The organism is Fischerella sp. JS2 (genome assembly GCF_032393985.1).
Taxonomy (GTDB): Bacteria; Cyanobacteriota; Cyanobacteriia; order Cyanobacteriales; family Nostocaceae; genus Fischerella.
In genome coordinates, this window is sequence record NZ_CP135918.1 from 1,139,059 (window position 1) to 1,160,661 (window position 21,603).

Annotated in this window: 20 protein-coding genes and 1 pseudogene; 4 read left to right on the forward strand and 17 right to left on the reverse strand. The window is 40.9% G+C overall.

Going from position 1 to position 21,603, the window contains the following annotated elements:
- Positions 1-77 precede the first annotated feature (77 nt).
- Positions 78-494, forward strand: a complete 417-nt coding sequence (locus tag RS893_RS04800) for a hypothetical protein (RefSeq protein WP_315790116.1) — start codon at positions 78-80, stop codon at positions 492-494.
- A 4-nt stretch (positions 495-498) separates the two neighbouring features.
- Here RS893_RS04800 and RS893_RS04805 read toward each other — a convergent pair whose 3' ends face one another.
- Together RS893_RS04805 and RS893_RS04810 are read right to left on the reverse strand one after the other, a co-directional pair.
- A complete protein-coding gene (locus tag RS893_RS04805; RefSeq protein WP_315790117.1) occupies positions 499-1,305 on the reverse strand; it encodes an aldo/keto reductase in 807 nt (268 codons plus the stop codon).
- 225 nt (positions 1,306-1,530) lie between these two features.
- Positions 1,531-4,272 (reverse strand): S-layer family protein, encoded by a 2,742-nt coding sequence (locus tag RS893_RS04810; RefSeq protein ID WP_315790118.1) that lies wholly within the window; start codon positions 4,270-4,272, stop codon positions 1,531-1,533.
- 115 nt (positions 4,273-4,387) lie between these two features.
- Here RS893_RS04810 and RS893_RS04815 point away from each other — a divergent pair, with 115 nt between their 5' ends.
- Entirely contained in the window at positions 4,388-4,999 is a 612-nt protein-coding gene (locus RS893_RS04815; protein ID WP_315790119.1) for a nitroreductase family protein, read from the forward strand.
- Between the two features lie 134 nt (positions 5,000-5,133).
- On the opposite strand, the gene RS893_RS04820 is transcribed toward RS893_RS04815, so the two are convergent.
- Positions 5,134-5,787, reverse strand: a complete 654-nt coding sequence (locus RS893_RS04820) for a transposase (RefSeq protein ID WP_315790120.1) — start codon at positions 5,785-5,787, stop codon at positions 5,134-5,136.
- A gap of 26 nt (positions 5,788-5,813) precedes the next feature.
- Here RS893_RS04820 and RS893_RS04825 point away from each other — a divergent pair, with 26 nt between their 5' ends.
- Positions 5,814-5,978: a hypothetical protein gene (locus RS893_RS04825; protein WP_315790121.1), complete on the forward strand. Its 165-nt coding sequence runs from the start codon at positions 5,814-5,816 to the stop codon at positions 5,976-5,978.
- A gap of 595 nt (positions 5,979-6,573) precedes the next feature.
- Here RS893_RS04825 and RS893_RS04830 read toward each other — a convergent pair.
- From RS893_RS04830 to psbQ, 7 genes are all read right to left on the reverse strand, one after another.
- Positions 6,574-7,437: a DUF6671 family protein gene (locus RS893_RS04830; protein ID WP_315790122.1), complete on the reverse strand. Its 864-nt coding sequence runs from the start codon at positions 7,435-7,437 to the stop codon at positions 6,574-6,576.
- 206 nt (positions 7,438-7,643) lie between these two features.
- Positions 7,644-8,126, reverse strand: coding sequence for a hypothetical protein (locus RS893_RS04835; protein ID WP_315790123.1), 483 nt, complete (start codon positions 8,124-8,126; stop codon positions 7,644-7,646).
- 69 nt (positions 8,127-8,195) lie between these two features.
- Positions 8,196-8,780: a protoporphyrinogen oxidase HemJ gene (hemJ, locus tag RS893_RS04840; protein WP_315790124.1), complete on the reverse strand. Its 585-nt coding sequence runs from the start codon at positions 8,778-8,780 to the stop codon at positions 8,196-8,198.
- A 356-nt stretch (positions 8,781-9,136) separates the two neighbouring features.
- Positions 9,137-10,237 carry a GAF domain-containing protein gene (locus RS893_RS04845; protein WP_315790125.1) on the reverse strand — a complete coding sequence of 367 codons (1,101 nt, stop codon included), beginning with the start codon at positions 10,235-10,237 and terminating at the stop codon, positions 9,137-9,139.
- Positions 10,238-11,368: 1,131 nt separating this feature from the next.
- The gene (locus RS893_RS04850; protein ID WP_315790126.1) at positions 11,369-12,220 is read right to left on the reverse strand and encodes an alpha/beta fold hydrolase; all 852 of its coding nucleotides are present in this window, start codon (positions 12,218-12,220) and stop codon (positions 11,369-11,371) included.
- 106 nt (positions 12,221-12,326) lie between these two features.
- A complete protein-coding gene (locus tag RS893_RS04855) occupies positions 12,327-13,448 on the reverse strand; it encodes an FAD-dependent oxidoreductase (RefSeq protein ID WP_315790127.1) in 1,122 nt (373 codons plus the stop codon).
- A gap of 98 nt (positions 13,449-13,546) precedes the next feature.
- Positions 13,547-14,014: a photosystem II protein PsbQ gene (gene psbQ / locus RS893_RS04860; RefSeq protein WP_315790128.1), complete on the reverse strand. Its 468-nt coding sequence runs from the start codon at positions 14,012-14,014 to the stop codon at positions 13,547-13,549.
- A gap of 316 nt (positions 14,015-14,330) precedes the next feature.
- On the opposite strand from psbQ, the gene RS893_RS04865 reads away from it, so the two are divergent.
- Entirely contained in the window at positions 14,331-14,762 is a 432-nt protein-coding gene (locus RS893_RS04865; RefSeq protein WP_315790129.1) for a hypothetical protein, read from the forward strand.
- Between the two features lie 26 nt (positions 14,763-14,788).
- On the opposite strand, the gene RS893_RS04870 is transcribed toward RS893_RS04865, so the two are convergent.
- The 7 genes and pseudogenes from RS893_RS04870 to RS893_RS04900 all read right to left on the reverse strand — a co-directional run bounded on the left by RS893_RS04870 (position 14,789) and on the right by RS893_RS04900 (position 20,909).
- Positions 14,789-14,938 carry a hypothetical protein gene (locus RS893_RS04870; protein WP_315790130.1) on the reverse strand — a complete coding sequence of 50 codons (150 nt, stop codon included), beginning with the start codon at positions 14,936-14,938 and terminating at the stop codon, positions 14,789-14,791.
- A gap of 163 nt (positions 14,939-15,101) precedes the next feature.
- A complete protein-coding gene (locus RS893_RS04875; protein WP_315790131.1) occupies positions 15,102-16,478 on the reverse strand; it encodes an FAD-dependent oxidoreductase in 1,377 nt (458 codons plus the stop codon).
- Between the two features lie 302 nt (positions 16,479-16,780).
- Complete coding sequence (locus RS893_RS04880; RefSeq protein WP_315790132.1) at positions 16,781-16,999, reverse strand: type II toxin-antitoxin system HicB family antitoxin; 219 nt, start codon at positions 16,997-16,999, stop codon at positions 16,781-16,783.
- A pseudogene (locus RS893_RS04885) lies at positions 16,992-17,217 on the reverse strand (type II toxin-antitoxin system HicA family toxin). Before RS893_RS04885 ends, RS893_RS04880 begins: the two are co-directional and overlap by 8 nt.
- A 117-nt stretch (positions 17,218-17,334) precedes the next feature.
- Positions 17,335-17,607, reverse strand: a complete 273-nt coding sequence (locus tag RS893_RS04890) for a hypothetical protein (protein WP_315790133.1) — start codon at positions 17,605-17,607, stop codon at positions 17,335-17,337.
- Positions 17,604-17,822, reverse strand: a complete 219-nt coding sequence (locus RS893_RS04895) for a hypothetical protein (RefSeq protein ID WP_315790134.1) — start codon at positions 17,820-17,822, stop codon at positions 17,604-17,606. The genes RS893_RS04890 and RS893_RS04895 overlap by 4 nt, the downstream gene beginning before the upstream one ends.
- Positions 17,823-17,879: 57 nt before the next feature.
- Positions 17,880-20,909 carry an SMC family ATPase gene (locus tag RS893_RS04900; protein WP_315790135.1) on the reverse strand — a complete coding sequence of 1,010 codons (3,030 nt, stop codon included), beginning with the start codon at positions 20,907-20,909 and terminating at the stop codon, positions 17,880-17,882.
- Positions 20,910-21,603 lie beyond the last annotated feature (694 nt).

Sequence of the window (21,603 nt, forward strand, 5' to 3'; positions counted from 1 at the left end):
AGCAGTATGTCAATGATCTGAAAGTAGTGCGATCGCTTGTGTATACATAATCGGGTGTAGTTATAAATTCTTGTTCAATGAAAAAAATCTTAATCTTCTCTATTATTGCTTTTGTAGTTTGTAGTAGCACGATTGCAGTCGCTTTCCAGTTGAATAGCAATCACCTGTTGGCTCAAAATCCTATCAATACAGAAGAGTTTATTGCTCGAGGTACGGAACCATTTTGGAGCGTGACAGTATCCAAGAAAAATGGAATTGTCTACTCGACACCAGAAAATCGCAAACTCACTTTTCCTTATGTTACACCATTGCAGGCATCAGGACGTCCAGCAGATTTGCTTAGAGTATATCGATTGCGGGGCAAAACTAACAATACACTGATTATCAAAAAAGAAGATGCTTGTAGCGATGGCATGTCAGACAAACAGTATCCCTACTCAGCTACTCTCATCCTGGGTAATACAGTTTTGGAAGGTTGTGCACAGAGAAAATGATGTTTCAAATCCATTGAGTATCGAATGCATCTTGTCCTGTACCATAAATTAAGTTGCCATACTCTTGCCAAGAGGCTACTGCTTGTGCAGAGAGTGGAGAAGTGTGTAGAGCAGTCAGATTTTCCTCTAATTGCTGTCTGGTTGTTGGAGCAGTGAGTGCTAGATGTACCGCAGGATTTTGTAGCACATAACGGTAACAATCTGCTGCTGTGGGTAGTTTTCCTTGCCAGTTGGGGTGTCCCTTCAGCAGTGTTCCCCAGCGTGTGCAAGTGAATGCTACTACAGGAATGCTAATTCTGTGAGCGGCAGGTAAAACATCCTCTTCGGCTTTGCGATGGGCCATATTATAACGATGCATTAACACTTCACACTCAAACCCCTCAATCATATTTAAGGCGATCGCTCGGTTATGAGTAGTGATTCCCACGTAGCGCACAATTCCCTTATCCTTCCATGAGCGAAGTTCATCCAGCGCTATCTGCACTTGGTTGATGTCATCACTAGGAGAAACATATTCCAAAAAAAACACATCTACACTATCAATATTTAGTTGCTGGCGACAACCATCAAGATAACGGCGTAACCTATCTATATTTCTGTCTTCACTCCCAGTTGTCACTAATACCTGTTCGCGCTTAGTTGCTAGAAGAGGTTTTAATCCAACTAAAAACTTTTCCGACTCTAGATTGTAAAAAAAGAAGTAATTAATTCCCGCCTCAAACGCCACAGATATACACTCAGGATCTATTTGCTGCTGTCCTGCTAAACCGAGAATACTTGCTTTTTCTCCTGCTTGTGTTGTTAGCTCCATAATTTCTACTGGGTAGCTTACAGCTTTGCATAAAATCGTAGTGTTTTAAACGCAGAGGAACGCAAAGTCAGCGCAGAGGTTCGCAGAGTTTTTATTACCCAACCACTAACGAAAAATCTATCTACGTCCATCTGTGTACCCTAAGGGAAGCCGCCTTTAGGGGCGTCTACATCTGTGTGCATCGGTGTTCGATATTAAAAATATAATCTCTGCCACAACACGAATTCAATTGATTAGTGTTGAACTCATACCACTACAAGATATAGGAGAGAACAAAGAACTATGGGGCGTCACAATAGGAGTAGTAGCAATTAAAACCACTTCGCCATCAGTATTGATTTCCCAGCCTTGAGCTTCCACAATCTGAGTCAGGGGAGGATTTACAGAGTCAGTTTTTTGACTTTGTTGCTGCTCCTGGACTGGTTCAGAAAGTAATATCCAACTAGTAAGTACCTCATCAGTCATTAATGGTTGTGTAGGACTAGGTGATATACCTCCACGTCCTGTAGCAATAAATGACCCTCTCATTTGCTCTTTATTTACGTTGCAACCAGTGGCAACTTGCTGTGAAGCATCAATAAGATTGACGTGTAGTTCTACTAACCCCTGACTAGGGTCAACATCGGGTGTATTGATTTGCACTGTACCACTTAGCTCTGGACTTGCCCCTGTGGCGGTAATGTCGCTATCTGGAGTGGGTGACTGTCTAAACTGTGTACCAAAAAGTCCTTGCGTGTTGATGATGACTCGACCACCAAAAAATTGATCAGAGTTAGCACTGATATCACTATTGGCAAAAGCAGCAAGCACATCAGTATCAATATTAATGATACCACCGATAATATTACTGCCTTTAGCATTGGTGGTAATGCTGCTGTTGTTACCTAATATGAGGTCACGCGATCGCAGCGTAATATTACCCGCACCGCCTTTAGTATCTGCGCTAATTTTAGCTTGGTTCAAAAGACGAATTGAGTTAGCATTCACCTTTAAGGAACCTGCAACTCCTGTTCCAGCACTACTGACTGTTATCTGTGCTTGATCTTGGACATTTAATTTGTCAGTATTAATGATTAATTCTCCTCCCTGACCTGTGGAAGTATCAGATGTATTGGCAAATAGCCCACTGGTAGGGCCTACATTGGGAACTATAACTGGAGTATATTGCTCACGCCGAGCGAAATAGGTGGAGTCTGTACCAGCTAGGGTAATATTGTCAGTGGCATTCAAGGTAATGTTACCTGCCTTACCACTACTAAAGCTGGTGGTAAAAATTTGTCCACCGTTAATAGCTTCTAAATTTTCGACATTCAGGATGATGTTACCTCCATCTCCTTTACCACGAGTTCTTGCACCTAAGACAGCACCGTTTTTGATACCTAGCGATCTGGTGGTGATGTTAATATTGCCACCTTTGCCTATACCTGTTGATTCTACGTTGCTGACTGCCCCACTAGAGTAGCCATTTAAACCAAAACCATCAAACACGACGCGATCGCGAGCCTCAATATTTATATTACCGGCGTTGCCGCGTCCAAAAGTGTTGGCAATTAATCGAGCGCCATTAGTTACAAAAAGTGACCCGGTGGTGATCGTTATGGTGCTACCGTTACCTATAGCATTCGCTACTTCTGTTGACCCCACAGAACTAGCCGCCCCACTAATATTTGCGAGATTGAAGCTTACGCCGTCAAAGGAAACGACATCGCGAGCAGATATATTGATTGCACCTGCATCTCCCTGTCCCTGGCTTCTAGCCAGGACTGCGGCAGCATTTTTGACAAAAAGTGAGCCAGTGGTGATATTAATATCACCACCATCACCAACTGCTCGTGGTTCTACGGTGGTGTATGCACCAGTGGAAGCATCGCTACGCATCCGATCAAAAACCACTGTATCACGGGCAAATATATTAATATCACCTGCGTTTCCCTGACCAGAAGTTGTGGTTCTCACTTGACCATTACTGGTTAAGGTCAATGACCCAGTAGTAATATTGATGTTGCCACTGTTACCGACAGCATTTAGCTGTACTGTATTAGAAATTACACTACCAGCATCCACATTTACTGCCTCTGTGGCATTTATATCAATATCGAATGCTTTTGAGTCAACAGAACCTTTCCCTGACTCTATACCCGCCTGCACAGTACTTGACCCCGACATATTCAAGTTACGGGCATTGATGACAATGCTACCACCGCCATCAGCGATAACACTTATTTGTGCGGTATTGCTCAAATTTACGTCTTTTCTTTGCCCCTCACTAGGAAAAATTAAACCGAGTTGAGAACCGTTATAACTTAAGCCGATAGTATTATTTTCTGCCACACCTGCTAACTCAATGCGACCACCAGGGGCTAATAATTGTCCATCATCAAGCTGCACGTTACCACCTGCAAGGGCTAGGGTTTTGCCGGGAGATACTTCTAAATTAGAACTTTGTACTTGAATATTTCCGGTATTGCTGCCGTACTGTAAACCAATTGGTAAGTTAACGGTTAGCAAAGGTGTATTAGTGTTATTTGCAGTAGCACTAAAGTTTGTCCCGTCAGCAAATTTGAAGCTACTAGCTGTACTTGCCAAAAATGAGCCACCTATATTTAACCGTGCATTCTCACCAAAGATAATGCCATTAGGATTCATTAAAAACAGATTAGCTGTACCGTTAGCTTTAATTAAGCCATCAATGTTAGAGACAGATCCACCTGTTACCCGAGTGAGGATATTTTGAATATCTGTGGCATTGTTAAAAAAAGCCGTATTACCTGTGGGAATGGAAAATTCTTGAAAACTGTGGAATAAGTTGCTACCTGCTTGGGTTCCACCTGTGATATTAAAAGTGTTACCCTCTTTCGTAACGTTAGAGTTGTTTGGTAAAGTGCGATCGCCAGTAATTTGAGCAAGGGCATAATTTGCAGAGAAAATATGGGTAATAGCGATCGCTATACCCAAAAACTGATTCAAACAACTACTCCCAAAACCAGTCATTTCTCTCCCTAGCTCCATAGCAGTAGTATCAGTATTGAGTACTATCTAGGATATCAGAGTCAAAGATATTGATGTTTCAGGATAGCTCAATATGGAAAAGCCTGCTAATTCCCAATATCCAATTCATCAGTTGCTACAACAACGCTGGAGTCCTCTGGCATTTTCTCAACAGCAAGTTGAAAAAGAAAAGCTTTGCAGTTTACTAGAAGCTGCGCGCTGGGCTGCTTCTTCATTCAATGAACAGCCTTGGCACTTCATCGTGGCGACTAAAGACAATCCTGAAGAATTCCAGCGTCTGCTTAGTTGTCTAGCACAAGGAAATCAAGTCTGGGCGCAACATGCACCTGTCTTGATGCTGTCGGTAGCAAAACTTTACTTTGAGAAAAATCACACTGAAAACCGTCATGCATTTCATGATGTAGGTGCAGCAGCTTGTAGTCTGGCAATTGAAGCAACTTCTCTCGGTTTATTCATCCACCAAATGGCAGGATTTGATGTATCTAAGGCGCGGGAGTTGTACAATATCCCTGAAGGTTATGAACCAGTAGCAGCGATCGCAATTGGGTATCCAGGCGAACCGGAAGCACTGCCCGAAAAGTACCAACAGCGTGAGTGTGCTACCCGTCAGCGCAAGCCTTTAGAGAAGTTTGTGTTTACTGGCAGTTGGGGAGAGATTTCGCCTGTGATTTCGCTGGACTCGTAACAAACACGGATAAAACGCACAAAACGGATAAATACAAGACGCGATAAATCGAATCCAACACAAGACGCGATAAATCGAATCAAACACAAGACGCGATAAATCGAATCAAACACAAGACGCGATAAATCGCGTCTCTACAAGGGGTGATGGGGTGGTTGTTCGTGATCGCGTTCCCAATTGATTGGGTTATTGATAATATATTGTCTAATTTGAGCGAGGGCGAATTCATCACGAATTATATTGTCATAAAACCTTTTTTGCCATCCAAAACCTTCATATATTTGATTAATTTCAAAAGTACATCGTCCTTTGTACCATCTAATAATTTTAGAAAGGGAATTTTTAGACAACATCGGGTTAAATAGCCCAGTCACCCCACCCCGTTGCCGATCCATCCTTGTAGAGACGCGATTCATCGCGTCTTGTTGTGTTTGATGATTCATCGCGTCTTGTTGTGTTTGATGATTCATCGCGTCTTGTTGTGTTTGATTAATAATCAGAATTCCATGAATATGATTAGGCATGACGCAAAACGAATCTATCTGGCAATTAGAAAAATGATTAGGAATCTCGTACCACAATTTATGAGCAATTTCTCCAATTGCTGATAGTTGCATTTCGCCTTGTACAACCTCACCAAAAAAGCATTTCTTACCATCTGTGCAAATGGTAACGAAATATCCACCATCACTAGCATAATTCCATGCTGGCAAACGTGTTGAATCAATTCGATATTTACCTTTGTGTTTAGGTTTGTTGGTTTTTGGTTGAGGCTCGTAATTATTCATAATTACTTTGATTGATACAAAAACTTATGCAAGTATTGCCTTGCATTTATGTAATTGCCAACCCAAAAAACTCAGAATTATTCTTACATCACAAATTAATTCATCGCGGCGATCAAAAAAGTGATCGCATTTCCGTGCTGTTTAGAATATATGTTTTACGAGTGGCGATCGTCTTTCCTGGATTTGGATAAATTCACAATACGCACAAAATGGATAGGTACAAGACGCGATGAATCGCGTCTCTACAAGGATTACGTCTGTATTTTTCTTTTCTATTCTCGATTTTTTACTTTCTGCGATGAATCGCGTCTCTACAATATGGTGTATTTGGTATAAATATGGCGTTTTTCAATTACGTGCAATCTAGTTCAGATAAAATTTTTTGATAAAAATTATAGATGACAAAAACGCTTTGTAGAGACGGCGATTTATCGCGTCTCTTTAGATATATGTTAGTTCACAACACAAATCCATTCATTCACAACACAAGTTTGTTCTCAACAATTTGTTGTCTAGCATTGTGTAATTACTGAGCTAGCAAGCAAATCTGATTACAAAAAACATCTTTTTTTGTAAAGCGATCGCATTCGTAAAGCCAATATTACCCGGTTAAAATTGATCGCAGACTCAAAAGCGGCTTCTACACAGACGGCGTAACGTGTAACAAGTAGGCATCATTCATCGTGAGTGATGCGTAATTTTGTACTATATGGAAACGCAAAATTACCTTGTGGGATCTTGTTACGCGTTTCTACAAAGAATTTGCTAATAACATTCCTAAATAATTTACGGGTTGCAGTAATTACAATTCACTGGTTCGGCGTATTCATTTCCATGTGGAAATAATTCTTCTTGAGTAAAACCACATTTTTGACATTGATATATGACTGCGCGAGTTAGGGAAGTTGGCATGTAGCACAAAGCGCAGGGCAGCCCCCTAATTCTTTTTGTAATTTCAAAACCAGGGATAGAACATTGTGGGCAGCAGCTATTAATTTTTCTTAATAAGTCACGTGTGGCTTTTTCAATATTTTTCATGCGTGTGGGGTTATGCATTGCCCGCATATCTGTTTCAAGATGTGCTTTGCCTGTAGGTGAATTTTGCAGAACTAAATTTACAGCTTCTATGAGTTTTTCTTCTGAAATAATTCCTTTAATTACTTCAGTTTCATCCTTTGGTGATTCATCAGACATGACAACTAAACCATGTTCAGGAAAACCTACTTTTTGAGCAAATTGTAAAGCTTGCTCCACACTCTCCACAACTAAATGATTATGATTAGTGTTAGCAGATAATTCTTCACCAATAATTTCTAAATTATGTATTTTATCCAATAAAAGAACAACTTCGCGATTGCTAGAGATAAAAGGAATTTCAGGGTGAGGGCCAAAACTACCTTCACTAGCGATCGCTAAACTTTCACCAGTTAATTCCAAAGCTTTTTTCGCTTTTAATCTCGCAGCTTCAATTTGATTTCCTGGACGTTTCACTTCTCTAGTAAACGTACCAAAAATATCAGTATCGAAATCCTTCGACACTACTAACTTAATTCCTAATTCTGCTTCTAAAATTGGAGCAATTACCCTTTCCTTTTGATGCTTAGTAGCAAGTACAGCAATTCTATCCGTAAATAATGACTTCTTTAACATTGTCTACCTCATGACAACAAATCAAGGTGCGTCACCCTACATCAGCGCACCCTAGAACATGAAAAAATCACCAATTACCACTCAGACTCCAACGAAAAATCTCTCTGTATCTATCTGTGTGCATCTGTGTACCCTGCCTTAAGCCTATGAGCGCGTCTACGACAATATAAAAAATATTTTTCTCATCACCTTAACTCACACCAAAATTACGTATTTGCAGAAAGTAAAGGAATACTGTCAGCCAAAGCATCATCAACAGTAATTCCCTGTTTCTTTGCCCAAAACTGACTCAAAAAATGAATTTGTCTTAAACCAACAATTAAATTCAAACCAGGTACAAATAACCACCAAATTACAAGTGGTTCCTTCATCCCTGCTTGCCGATATAATTCGTTAACAGTTTTATACAGCCGGAACTGCACAATATAAATCCACACAATACCCAACAACGAAAACCAGCCAAACCACCCTGGTACATCTGGATCAAAAATTCGCAAAGCTTGGGGAATTGTAACACCTAAAACAAAAGGTGCTAAACACAACGTTCCTGACAAACCATAACCGTTATAGCGACGTAATTCTTCTTGGATAATCCACTTGTACCAGCCGTAGTACAGCATTCCAGTCACTACAGATAAAAGAATCACTTGCCATAGCGGACGGGGTTTACCCAAAAACTTATCGTTCATATTGATCCCTGAGATGCCAAAGAAATTTTATTTACATTTCTTAATTTATTGCATCTCAGGCATAATTACCTAAGCTTGCTGCTGAGGAATCTGTGTCATTTCTGCTAATTGCTTCTCTTTATCAAGTCTGCGCTTTTTAGCATAAAGCTGAATAGTCACCGCCATCAGCACAACCAAGCCAAAAATAACCCAAGCAGTCAAATCTGTAGGCAAACTATTTTTAAAGACAACCAACATCACAATCACCACCAGTAAAACAGTTGGTGCTTCATTCATGGCACGCATCTGTTTGCTTGTCCATTTGCATCTATTTTCTGCCAACTGTTTCATCAAACGAGCGCAGTAATGATGATAAACAAGTAAAAGTGCCACAAATCCGAGTTTATAGTGTAACCAAGTTTGTTTTAAAAACTCTGGTTGCGTCACCAGTAACCCAATTGCACACGCCACAGTCACCAGCATTCCCGGAGTGGTGATAATGTTGTAGAGGCGCTTTTCCATGATTTGATACTGATTTTTTAGTATCGTCTTTGCTGGTTCTGGTTCTTGTTCAGCTTCGATGTGATAGATGAAAAGACGCACTAAATAAAATAACCCAGCGAACCAAACGACAACGCCGATTATATGAAATGCTTTAAACCAAGAATAAGCCATGAATTTTAACCTGTGTTTCTACTCTCAAATATCCAGGTTACGGCAAAATCTTGTACGGCAATTGCTGGGAATGGAGTTGAGTGATAAAGAAGTGTAAAGTTTTTCCAGTTTCGTAGGGTGTGTTACCGCGCCAGCGTAACGCACCACCAAAGATTTGCGGTGCGTTGGACTAACGTCCATAAAGCACCCTACCAGACTCAAATTTTTTGTGGATAAGGTTTTTCCGACTTGTGTGTACACGGTAGCCTTGTAGGAGAGAGGTTTTCTAGATCCCGTGAAAAGTCAGTGCATAGCAGAGGGAAAATAAATTCTCTCTTCTGTCGTTTGCCGTCTGCCGTCTGCCTTCTGCTTTATGTTCAAGTAAGATTATCTTTGTTTCTAAACTGCTCAGCGTATTCCTGCAACCTTTGAAAATAATCGAGGTTCACAATCTCAGCAATATCGCTTTCTTTTTTTGCTTGGTCAATTTGAATTTTTAAGTCTAATACTTCTTGTTTGAGCTTTTGTTCTCGTTTGTAAAATTCGCCAGACATGTGAATTGCTGCTGCGGCTTGGTTAGCCAAAGCACTTAAAAACTCTAAATCTTCATCGGTATAGGTGACAGAAGGAGATAAATTATCGACGTATAACACCCCAATAACTTGCGTATAGGTTTTGAGAGGTACACACATACAATTCTGAATTGCTTCTCGGACAACCGAGAAAGAATCGTTAAATCGCTGATCGTGTCTAGCATCCTGAGTGATAATTGCATCCCCGCTTTCATAAGCGAGATTGACAATTTTGCGACTGTAAAGCTGTTGATAACCAACAAGATCCTCCCTGAACTTAGTGGCTTTTGGTTCGAGTTGTTGAGACTTTTCATCGACCAAGAGAATCACCGCGTGATCGATGCTCATAATTTGAAATAGTAGATCAAGGATCTTGTGCAGAAGTTGTTCGGGTTCGTCAGGCAAACAAAGTTGTTTGCTGACTTCTAAGAGAATTTTGAGTTTGTTGACTGTTTGTTGCTGAGTATTGCGAGACTTCAACTTGATAATTGAGTCATCGCTAGGCTTGTGCGCCACCAAATTCTGAAGTTGAGATTCATTTTGGGGCAGAGGAATTTGTTTTAAATGTTCGCTTAATAATTCCTTATTGTCTCCGACAGGCTTTGACTGAGATTTCTTCAAGGAATGAACAAACTTTAACTGGAGTTGACCACAAGCGATCGCATCGCCATCACGGAGTTGAGAGACAGTAATTTTTACTTGATTAACAAAAGTATGATTACGACTACCACAGTCTTTAATCATTACTCCATTGGGGCTGACATGAATCTGCGCGTGGTAACGAGATACGGTTTCTTCCAACAAGACAATAGTATTATCAATTTTACGACCAAGGGTATTAAATCCTTGTTTCAACTCATAAACTCTCTCATTTGGTGTGTCAGGAGCGTAGATTAAGTACGGCACTTTTACTGCTCAGATATTCTGTAGCTGATTATTTTAAATGGTAACTATCTTTTTAAACAGTCGCACAGACCTACTTTTCTAGATTACATCCCAATTTTTCCAAAATTCACGGGATGACACCAAAACCCTTGACAATTCTCTGATCTTTGTGTAATTTGCGTTCTTTGTGGTTCGTTTCTTCATTCTCCTGGGTCAGTCACAATCCCATATGTAAATTAAAGTTACACATTTAGTAGGATGCTCTCCTTTTCTAAAACCTAAATTAAACCAAGAATTGGCTTGTGTTGAGCGATCGCTTATTTGTTATTACTCACATCTGCTAAATTGGGGGACAAGGGAAGGGAGATAAGTTATTTTCACTTACCTAGTTATTGACCTACATTGTTAATCCGTCGGTCTGTTTTGTTAATCCGTCGGTCTGTTTTATTAATCCGTCGGTCTGTTTTGTTAATGCAGCCGTCTGTACAGGTTATTTAAGAACATCTTCTATTGAGAGAGCCAAATCCCCGACTTTTTGAAAGATGCTGTTGGCGAATGGTGGGTCTGACCCCTCGTTCTCCCAACAGATGAGGAGTATAATACCAATTTGAAAAAAGAATGCGATAGATAGACTGACAGAACAGTATGGTAGCGTAATTTACCCAATTACATAGATGCGCTGAAGAGATTTGTAAACTATTAAACTAGAAGCCATGTGCGATCGCCCTTATATAAACAAGAAAACCTTTAATATACAAGGGGTGTGTTATCGGCGAGAGTACGGCACTACCAACAATTTAAGGTGCGTTAGCCTTCGGCATAACACACCCTACTAAACGACTCTTACAAATAGAAAATTCAATTCTTGGTGTCTTGATGACTTAGTGGTTTATCAAGAAAGGCTTCGGGCAGATGGCTAAGATCTAAAGTTTTCGTTTGTGATTGAGCCATCTGTACCCTCTGCCAAATGGGTTTAAGACCCCCAGTAAATCTTCGATTTACTGGTCTGCAATGTTCCTGGGGGTCACAAGACGCAAAGCGGCATGTCCGGTGGTATTCCCCTTTAATTCCCTTCTGTCCTCTGCCTCCGTACTTCTGCCTTCTTCAATTTTCATCCCAATTTGTGCAACATCCATTTCTTTATTTTCTACGTCAACTAGACTCAGCACGACGCACAAAGGGCAACAAATCTTGCAAAATAGTTTCGTGGTAATGCTCCTGTGGATAATGCCCAACATTATTTAATTTGACTAATTCTGCATTTGGTACAGCTTTAGCAAAATTTTCTGCCATATCTACATTCAACCAAGGATCAATCACTCCCCATTGAATTAATATTGGTTGTTGCCAATCTTTGAAACCAGTTTCGATTTCTGTCATGGCTTTTGCTAGTTGTAAATTGCGAATTGTTGACAGAAGGGCGCGTCCAGCAGCAGATGTTTTCAAAAATGGTTGACGGTAAACGTCTAAATCTTTGTCAGGGATGACATAACGGCTACCACCTTCTAAAGTTCGGTCTACTAATAAGGGGTCTTGGGTCATCATTTCACCTGCTAAAGGTAGACCCATTTGTTGAATTTTCCAAGGTAATTGAGCAGTGCCAGAAATTGGTGTATTGATGATAGCAATATTGGCAATTTGTTCTGGATGACGTAAGGCATATTGCAACCCTACAGAACCTAAAAAACCTTGTACAACTAAAGAAAAACGTTCTAATTCTAACGCTTTAACTAATCCTTCTAAAGCTGTAATAAATGCATCGGGAGTATAAGCAAAATTTCTTTTTTCAGGTTTAGAGGAAAATCCAAAACCAATCCAATCTGGTGCGATCGCTTTTGTTCCTTGTTGTGCTAATGCAGGTAAAATTTTACGCCAACTGTAACTCTGCGAGACTAAACCATGTACTAACAAAACTGGTAATAAATCAGTTCTACCAATTGGTTCTGCTAATCTGTAAAACCATTCTTGTGAATCTACGGTAATTTTATGTTCTGTTATGGACATTTTATTAAAAATGCAAGGGCGTCAATAAAATAAATAGGTTTGTAGTAAGCGCTTCAGCGCTTAAATGTTTAAGGACTAAAGTCCTTACTACAAACCTGCTTTTTTTCTAATTAGAGATAATCATCTCACGAATTGCGTCAGCAGTGGCGGGTGCAAGTAAAATGCCATTACGATAGTGTCCGGTAGCAAGCAGGACGTTACTAAAGCCTGATAATTTCTCTATGATAGGGGCGGGACGTGCTTGAGGGCGGGGACGCAAACCAGACCAAGTGCGGATAGTGGTGGCTTTTGCTAAATCAGGACATAAGGCGATCGCTTGTTGTTTTACAGACTCAAGCAATTCTAGGTCGGGTGTTATCTCATGATTGCCATTTGTGGGAAACTCAACCGTTGCACCTACCCAGTAATTTCCATTACCCACAGGAACTATATGCACATCATTACCAGTGATGACTGGCTGAAAATCGGGATTACCCAAAGAGTATCCTAATCGTAGTTGTAAAGCTTGTCCTAGTACAGGACGAATATCAACCGAATAGTTTAATTGTGCTGCTAATGGTGATGAACCAAGTCCAGCAGCAATTACAAACCAATCTGCTGCTATTTTCCCCTCTGTTGTTTCTAATTGCTGGCAAAAGTGTCCCTCCTGCCTGCTTACGGATGGGGTTATCCCCAAAACATTCACGCCAAATTTAAAAGTTACACCGTTCTTTTGGGCGGCTGTAACTAAAGCCAATGTCAGTGCTGTCGGGTCTAGTTGGCGATCTTGAGGAGAATAGACAGCAGTAATAATATTTTTATCTTCTACCTGGGGACAGAAATTTTGTAGTTTAGCAGTATCCCAAATCTCTAGCTGGTATCCTTGAGTGTGGCGAATTTTGGTTAGTTTTTCCCAGCGTGAGATTTCTTCATCTGATACAGAAGCATCTGCGTTCTTCATCAATAGCATGACAATTCCTTGACGGTTAAAAGGAATCTTGCTATTTGTGAGTTCCTCTAGTTCTGGAATTAGGCTTTCGTAGCGTTGAATGCTAATTTGACGCAGTTGCCAAGCTTTGCCTTTGATCTTATGACTGATAATACCCATTAAAACGCCCAACGCTGACCCTGTAGCAGCTTGTGCGGGTGGTTGTTTATCGAAAACTGTAATATTTAGCCCTTTGACTAGACTAAGTTCATAGGCGATCGCAGCTCCAACTGCACCACAGCCGATAATAACAACATTCATAGTTTTTGAGAATAGACAAGGGAGTGTTATCAGTTAACAGTTATCAGTGAGCAATTTAGTTTGATAACTGATAACTGATCACTGGTAACTAATTACGCCTAACCAGCTTCTGCTGAAGTGCTAGCTTCTGGAAGCAAATTCAGGAAATTGTCAATATCTGCAAATGCAGCCTTGGTATTACTCAAAGCTTTGAGAGAATTGGCAGATTCAGTGGCTTGATCGATTTGAACCAGATGGTTAAACATTTCTCGCGCCACTTGACGCGCTTTTGGTTGATCTTGAGGCAGAAGGTTAGGAATGATGTAAGTCATGTTTAGCCTTGCTTCTGTCATAGGACCGTGGATAAAATTACCAACATTTACCCAATTGTTATCTTGGATCAGCTCTTTGAGTTCATCAGAGCGATCGCGCACAGCTTCGATTTTAGGCAGGTATCCCTGAATTTTCTCGATCTGTGTGGGGGTATAAGTTGGAGGTGCTGTAGCTACACTAGGACCACCACAGCTGATCAGAAATGTTGCTAAAAGAACTAGAACTAGTGACAAGAGTGAGCGTTGACGCGCCATAAACTAAGCTTATGTATTACCGATTAACAGTGTCATTTTAGATCGGAGCGTGTAACATCTTGTTCTGATTAGCAAGGTATTTTGCCGAAATTCTTTTTTTGTCTTGATATTTTGAGTATAATTACTTAAAATAAGTAGTCTAGACCACAATCTAACTCTAATATAAATATTGTTAAGAAAACCTAACTGGAAATTTGCCAAAAATATCAAGATGTTGATAGCCTAATAGGCTGAAACTCCATATTCAAGAGCCTTCTGGCGGTTTTAATTTCGTCGCATCGTCCATTAGTAAACACAAATTGGGGAGAGTGTTTTCGTGAACGCAGCTGAAATGGGAACTAACTTAGAATTCGCCAGCAAGATTGCTACAGCTGTTAATCTATTTAAATTTCAGTTCCCTGACGCTAGATCTGATCTCAAACCGTGGACAAATGATCCACAAACCAGAGAGTTAATCGATCCAGATTCCATAGATATCGGCTTTCACTTTCCTGGGGTAAGCAAATCATGGCGTAGCCGCAGTATCTTGATTCAGATCCGTTTTTACGAAGATCCTGTAAGTAATTTACGTCGTGCAATTGGTGTGGAAGTAGCAGGATTTAGCCACTTGGGTGAACAATGGCGACTCTCAACCATAGAAAATTGGAATTTTGTAGGCGCAACCCAGCCTTCAGAAGATATAAGCGAAAAGCTAAAGCATTTTTGTAGGGAAATTTTGGAGTTGTTTAACAAACCAAGTGATATCTAAATTTGAAACTTGGCAAAAGTCGCATCCTATCGCACTTCATGTTCGAGTTCTGCCAAAATCATTTCTGATACTCGTGGCTGAGTCTCAAAAACTCGTTCACCAAGTCCTGATACTCGTGAATGAATCTCAAATACTCGTTCACCAAGTCCTGATACTCGTGAATGAATCTCAAACACTCGTTCACCAAGTCCTGATACTCGTGAATGAATCTCAAATACTCGTTGACGAAGTTCTGATACTCGTGGCTGAATCTCAAATACTCGTTGACAAAATTCTAATACTCATTCACAAATCTCTACAACTCATCGCCAAAGTTTTGAAGTTCAATGATGAACTTTTTTACTTTGTGCCAACATTTTTTAACACTCGCAGCAAAAGATTTGGTGCAAACAGTGATGCTGGCTGCTTAGTCATGTGCATCACTGCCAAAAAACTCCGGTAAATATCAGGGTCACTAACCGAAAGCTGTAATAATCTATCCATATATTGATGCATCAGTCGGGTAAGTCGGTCTGGTTTTCCACCTTCGGTAGTTTCCCAACGAAAATCTTCACTTGTTGCCATCAACCAAGGAGTTTCTAAAACTTTTGCAAGTTGCTTTTGGAAACGTTTTGTTAATCCTGTGAGATTGTGTTGGTTTTGATACTGTTTTTGTAAGCAGTCTTGCAAACTTAGCGCCCCTAAAGCAGCAGTTGTCATTCCTTGACCATAAACAGGATTAAAACTACACACAGCATCACCAATTGCTACCAAACCATCTGGTATGTGAGCAAGCTTTTCGTAATGACGCCAGCAATTTTCTGTACGTCGATAACCATAGATTGAAGAAACGGGTTTAGCGTCTTTGAGGAATTCATAAATTTCGGGAGTACGGAGATTGCGCGCAAATTCCATAAACCCAGTTTCATCAGTCGGTGGATAGTCTCGGCTGATACCAACCAAAATTACACCCCAGCGATTACCTTCTACTGGAAATATTGCTCCACCCCGTTTGTCATCAGGTGGTTTGGAAGTTACGTAAAGCACCTTCCAATCTGCTTGTAAATTCTCTGGTGATTCGTACCAACAAGTACTGTAACCTAAAAAGGAATTAATTACGGTTTCACTAGGAGATTGATAGCCAATTTCCTCCAACCACTTGGGTAACTGAGAGTTACGTCCACTAGCATCAACAACTAAATCTGATGTTAGTTCCTGTGGTTGTGCATCATCAAGACAACGTAGTTTTATTCCTGTCACCCTAGAATTAGTTGCATCAGTTAGTAAACCTTTTACCTGAGTTGCTGATAAAAATTCCACCTGGCGATCGCTACTCAGATAACCACGAACTACCCACTCCAGAAAAGGACGACTGCAAGTATGAGTAATTAAGTCTGAAGAACTACGCTTTGCACAACCCCATGCATGAAAAAAACATGATTCTATTGCCCAGTTTACACAAGGCGCACCTGCTGCAATTAGTTTCTCTTCAATCCCAGGAAATAAGTCTTCTAGAATGCGATACCCTTGAGTTAGTAATGCATGGACGTGATTTGCTTGAGGAACTCCCTGACGTATTTCTGGCTGTTGTGGTAAGCGATCGCGTTCTACTACGGTGACACGTTCAAAGTGTTCAGTTAAAATTCTTGCACTCAACAGTCCGGCCATTCCACTACCAATGACAATAGCATGATTGCCATTGCGAGTTTTTTGCTGTGCCTCCATGAGCCTAGACATAATTTATACCAATTTGAAAAAAGAATACAACACATGGATTATATAAGACCCCACCCGCCTAACGGCACCCTCCCCTTAGCAAGGGGAGGGTTGGGGTGGGGTTATCTGTCGCAAACATTATTTGAATTGGTATTATTTGTGATTATTTAGTCTCAGTTTTTATCTTACTGAGAATTTGCGAGTGAACTATAACAGGAGTGCGATCACGCTACCCATCCCTACTAATACAGTAATAGCGATCGCCTACTGCGGAACATAGCCCATCGCATCACCAATTCTGACACGTATAGTAATAAGCTCAATTACGCAACTTGATAAACTGTTGGCTGTGGAAGCGGTTCATTTGTGGCTTCGTAAGCCATAATTAGGGATTCTAAGGCTTCAATACCGTTTGTCACAGCCTCCTCATAAATATCGCCATGAGTGCGCCAACGCTGTCCGGGAAAATCAGGAAATCCAACTAAGAAGCAGTTGTCTTCAACAGACCATTGAATTAACATTTGATACTTAAATTTACTCATCTTCCTGCTTCTCCTGCTGTTGTTTGGACTCTACCTCTTTTATAGCTTGTTGGACATCCTTATTCTTGGTAGGGTTTAGCATCCGAACTATCTTTCCCTGAAACCGTTAGCTTTCCAGCATATAAATGTATCCAGTTAGTGTGGTTTCCTTTTCCTGGGAGTTCAGTAAAACCTACTTGGCGTAACCATTGTTTTAACTCCCTAATCTTCTTAGGCATTATTTTTAGATCGACTATCAACCACAGTATATTAACTTCAGTGTGCGATCACGAAACATATGCAAGCGATGTTAAGGCGATCACATCTTTCATCTACAATGCTGTGTTAGGCTACTGTCACAAAAACTGAGAGAGTAACTTATCATACTCCGCATGGGAACCGACCCAAAACCAAATGACTGTATCTCCGTCTAACTGTCCAACTGCACGATAACTTTTGCTGATCCGAGCAGAATAAATTGGTAATTCTGAATGCACCTTTTTGAAGCGCAGGCTTGGATGAGCCGGATCTTGTTTAAATTGGCGATACGCTTGGCGTGTTTGCTCTTGAACTTGCTCAGGCAGATCCGCAAACGCTTTGCGGAACTGAGCAGTAGTACGCGACTTCACAATGTTTCTGGATCTAATTCTTGGGTTTTGCCTGCGCGATGCTCAGCCATTGCTTCGGCTGCTAGTTTAGCGAGAGCATCTTGAGACTTGGCAAAGGTCGCATCCCATCGCACTTCGTCTTCGAGTTCTGCCAAAATCATTGCCGCGATCGCATCCTGTTCACTGGCAGGAAGTGTTTTTAACTTGGTGATCGCTTGTTCAAGTAACTCAGTCATAGCTACCGTACTTTTATCAAAGCAATATTAATTATTATCGCCTACTGACTCTAGCTGTTAAACCATCAAACGCAACTGCGAACCTTGCTGACTTTTATTCACTTCAATCCGGGCTTGAAAGGCTTCCTTGAGGTGAGGCATATGTGTCACTGTGAGAATACAAGCAAAATCTGGGGCGATCGCATTAATTGCTGCTATCAGGCGATCGCATCCTTCTGCATCCTGTGTACCAAAGCCTTCATCGACAATCAGCATTTGCAAAGCCGCCCCAGCACGTTGTGCAAGTAATTTTGCCAAAGCTAAACGAATCGCGAAGTTAATTCTAAACGCTTCTCCACCAGAGTAAGTTTCATAGGCTCTCGTTCCTCTAGCATCGGCAATCAAAATATCTAAAGTATCAATTAACTTGCTATTTTTCTTGGTTGCTTTACCGTTACGTCCTGCTTTTTGTGTAATAAATTGTACATGTAACTGATTGGCGCTGAGGCGGGAAAGTAGTTGATTTGTCTCTGCTTCTAGTTGCGGCAAGACGTTTTCAATCATCAGGGTTTGGATACCATTTTTACCAAATGCTAGGGCTAATTCCTGGTAAACACGGTATTGTTCTTTGGCTTGTTGCTGTTGTTGCTGCTGTTGCTCGTATTGAGTTTGCAGCATTTCTAGTTGATGCGCCATCTGTTCCAAGCGCCCCAACTGGCTAATTTGTTCGTCGAGTTGGCGGCGGCGAGTTGTGAGTTGTTGCTCTAAGGCTTGAATTTGCTCTAGAGGATTGGCTGTTTCTTCAAGTTGACTGACAATACTTTCAATTTGGCCTTTTAGTCTTTGCCGTTCTGCCCATCTTGCCTGTAAAGCTACCTCTAATTCTTGCGCTCTTGTTTTTAATTGCGGATACTGCTGTTGTGCAGCCTGTAGTTGCTGGTGGCGTAATTGCCAGGCTTGGGCTTTGCGTACAGCTAGGCGGAGGTTGTTGTGCTGTTCAGTGTCGTAGCCAAGTTCAGCAACGTAGCGATCTAAGGCGGCGATTTCTTTAGCGCATTCAGAATCAATCGCCTCTTGTTTAATTTTTGTTTGCAACTGAGCAATTTGTGCCTGAAGTTCTGGTTTTCTTGCTTCTATTTGAGTTTGTCGCTTGAGTGCGTCTTTAATTTGTCCTTGTTTAATTTCTGCCCAACGCCAGCGTTCTACTTCGCTGCGAGCGAGGGCATGGTCTTGTTCATGATAGTTGAGTTGTTGCAGATAATTTTCTAACTCTTGAAGTTCGGCTTGTTTGTCGGGTGCGTATTCACCTAGTTGCAGCGATCGCTCTAGTTGTTGTTTTTGGGCGGCGATATCTTGTAATTGTTGTTCAACATCGGTTGTCGCCTGTAACTTGGCTGCGAGTTGTCCTCTTTGTTCTCGCAATGTGTCGTAGGGAGATAATTGCTGAGATATATCGCGGTATTCTTGCCTTAGTACCTGAATTTCTCTGTCTGAGACAGCCATTTGTTCTCGGACTACCCACAATTGTCCTTCTGTATCTTTATACTCAGATTTAGTTTTGTCTACAACTCGATTCCAGTGATGCTCATCCAAAGACCGTTCGCATAAAGGACAAATGGCATTGGGAGTTTGCAGCATTTGGATTTTTTGCTCTAGTTCTCCTAGCAATCTTTCATAATCGCGTTGATGAGCTTGTAGCCGTTCAATAAAGTTACGCCGTTCCTGTCCTTTTTCTTGAACTCGTTGCAGATATACCCGCTTTTTCTCTAACTCTTCAATCTGCATTGCTACTTCCATCACTGCTTGTCGCAGTTGCGGTTGGCGTCGCTGCTGCGATTGTAATTGGTTTTGTGTGGCTTCTAGTTGTTCTAATCGCGCTACTAACCCTGCTTGCACCCGCAGGATTTGATTTTGTAAAGTTGCTCGTTGTTGCAGCAAGGGAGACACTTGTAATTGCAGTTCATCTAATTGAGCTAGACGCTGACGTGCTGCTGCTAATTGAGACAAAGCTGCTTCTACTTCACCTGATTTGTTGAGAGTTTGTTGAATTTCTGCTTCTTGCTGACGTAATGCTTCTAATTGCGCTTGTGCTTGTTGCAGTTGTCGTTCTATTTCGTTAATTTGTTTGTTAAGCTGTTGTTGCTTTTGCTGACGGGTGGTTTGAGCGCGGGTGTATTCTGCAAATTTGGCGCTTGTGGCTTCTTCTTGAGATTGCAAATTTTGGTAGTGGCTGTATCCGGCTTTGATCTGTGCTTCTTGAGCTAATAATTCTTCTAATGTGGCTAGCTGACTGCCAACTGCTCCCCGTTCTTGCTCTAGGCGATCACAATCTTGAGTTAAATTTTGATATTGCTGTCTGACAAAATTCAGTTGCTCTTCCCAGTTTTGCCGTTGGTGCTGGACAACTTGCAAACTTTGGAGTTTGATATTCTCAAAAGCTTGTACTTGTTGGAGTTGGTTGAGTTCGTTTTCTAAGGTGACTCTTTGAGTTGCGATCGCATCTCGTTGTTGCAGTTGAATTTTCATCGACTCCAACGAGCGTTCTAACTCTTCGGCTTTAGCTTTAAACTGACGCGATAAATCTTTTGCCCGTTCTTCTAAGTCATCATATTGATTAAGTTTTAATAATTCCGCTAATATTTCTTTGCGTTCGCTCGGACGCTTGAGCATGAATTCGTCTGCCCGACCTTGACGCAGGTAGGCAGAGTTAATAAAAGTATCGTAATCTAGTTTAATATGCTGCAAAATCACATCTTGAGTTGCCCTCATTCCTTTGCCAGTGAGTGAGCGAAACCCATTTGGGGTTTCGATTTGAAATTCCAAAACACTACTACCACCACGAGCGCGCGTACGAATCACTCGATAAGTTTGCTGTTGGCTGGTTCTAAAAACGAAATCTACTCGAACTTCTTTTTCACCGGTGTGAACAACATCATCTTCAGAATTGGCTCTGCTTTCGCCCCAAATTGCCCAGGTGATAGCTTCCAACAAAGAAGATTTTCCAGCGCCATTCGCTCCACAAATACAAGCCGTATGCAAGCCGCGAAAATCTAAAGTTGCATCACGGTAACTGAGGAAATTTTTCAGAGTCAGTTGAACAGGGATCATCTAAACTAGAGAACCACGCCTTTTTTTAATTAGTAACAGCACACGCACTCTTTTTGTTAGTGTAACTAGATAAAAATTATGTTTCTAGTCTTGAAGATATGAATTTTACAATTGTTAACAATAGTTTGAGAATTTTTTTTCTGTTAAGTTAATTATTTTGCTACAAACAGATAAAAATTAAATCCAGGTTAACAGAACCTAGCCTTCATCCCTTTGTCATTTCTTTTGCTTTGCAAGCAGAGAGCTAGCTGTGGTGCTTGTTAGTTATTAGAGTTATTAGTCATTGGTTAAATGAGAAATTGTTGGGTCGGCAAGTAAAGAGTAGGAGACCTCAAACAGAGTAGTTGGAAATTTTTTGGTTAGGACTTTTAGGTGGAAGTGAGCGATCGCAGTTTTACTTTGACCAAGAAAAAATTTAAATATGGTAACATTCACCCCAATTTGATTTCGTTACAACTGATATGAAAATGGGTGTGGGGTGTAAGGGTATAGGGGTGTAGGAAAAGTCCCAAAGATCCTCGACTTCTTATAGAAGTCGGGGATCTGAGTTTCTCAAATAATGTAAGCCGATGCATTAATAATGCAAGTCAAGACTTAAGTTCCTGACGGACTTAGTTGGTTGCGATCGCTTTGGATTAGGTAGGATAACTGAAAAAGAGTACTATATCAAATCGAATTCTTGGTGTCTTAGTGA

Coding starts and splice junctions, on each gene's coding strand:
- RS893_RS04835 (WP_315790123.1), bottom strand. CDS start 8,126: ATGAACGATAAGTTTTTGGGTAAACCCCGTCCGCTATGGCAAGTGATT.
- RS893_RS04815 (WP_315790119.1), top strand. CDS start 4,388: ATGGAAAAGCCTGCTAATTCCCAATATCCAATTCATCAGTTGCTACAA.
- RS893_RS04895 (WP_315790134.1), bottom strand. CDS start 17,822: ATGACTGAGTTACTTGAACAAGCGATCACCAAGTTAAAAACACTTCCT.
- RS893_RS04880 (WP_315790132.1), bottom strand. CDS start 16,999: ATGAGTAAATTTAAGTATCAAATGTTAATTCAATGGTCTGTTGAAGAC.
- RS893_RS04900 (WP_315790135.1), bottom strand. CDS start 20,909: ATGATCCCTGTTCAACTGACTCTGAAAAATTTCCTCAGTTACCGTGAT.
- RS893_RS04800 (WP_315790116.1), top strand. CDS start 78: ATGAAAAAAATCTTAATCTTCTCTATTATTGCTTTTGTAGTTTGTAGT.
- RS893_RS04855 (WP_315790127.1), bottom strand. CDS start 13,448: ATGAATGTTGTTATTATCGGCTGTGGTGCAGTTGGAGCTGCGATCGCC.
- RS893_RS04875 (WP_315790131.1), bottom strand. CDS start 16,478: ATGTCTAGGCTCATGGAGGCACAGCAAAAAACTCGCAATGGCAATCAT.
- RS893_RS04825 (WP_315790121.1), top strand. CDS start 5,814: ATGCAAGTATTGCCTTGCATTTATGTAATTGCCAACCCAAAAAACTCA.
- RS893_RS04805 (WP_315790117.1), bottom strand. CDS start 1,305: ATGGAGCTAACAACACAAGCAGGAGAAAAAGCAAGTATTCTCGGTTTA.
- hemJ (WP_315790124.1), bottom strand. CDS start 8,780: ATGGCTTATTCTTGGTTTAAAGCATTTCATATAATCGGCGTTGTCGTT.
- RS893_RS04850 (WP_315790126.1), bottom strand. CDS start 12,220: ATGTCCATAACAGAACATAAAATTACCGTAGATTCACAAGAATGGTTT.
- RS893_RS04820 (WP_315790120.1), bottom strand. CDS start 5,787: ATGAATAATTACGAGCCTCAACCAAAAACCAACAAACCTAAACACAAA.
- psbQ (WP_315790128.1), bottom strand. CDS start 14,014: ATGGCGCGTCAACGCTCACTCTTGTCACTAGTTCTAGTTCTTTTAGCA.
- RS893_RS04830 (WP_315790122.1), bottom strand. CDS start 7,437: ATGTTAAAGAAGTCATTATTTACGGATAGAATTGCTGTACTTGCTACT.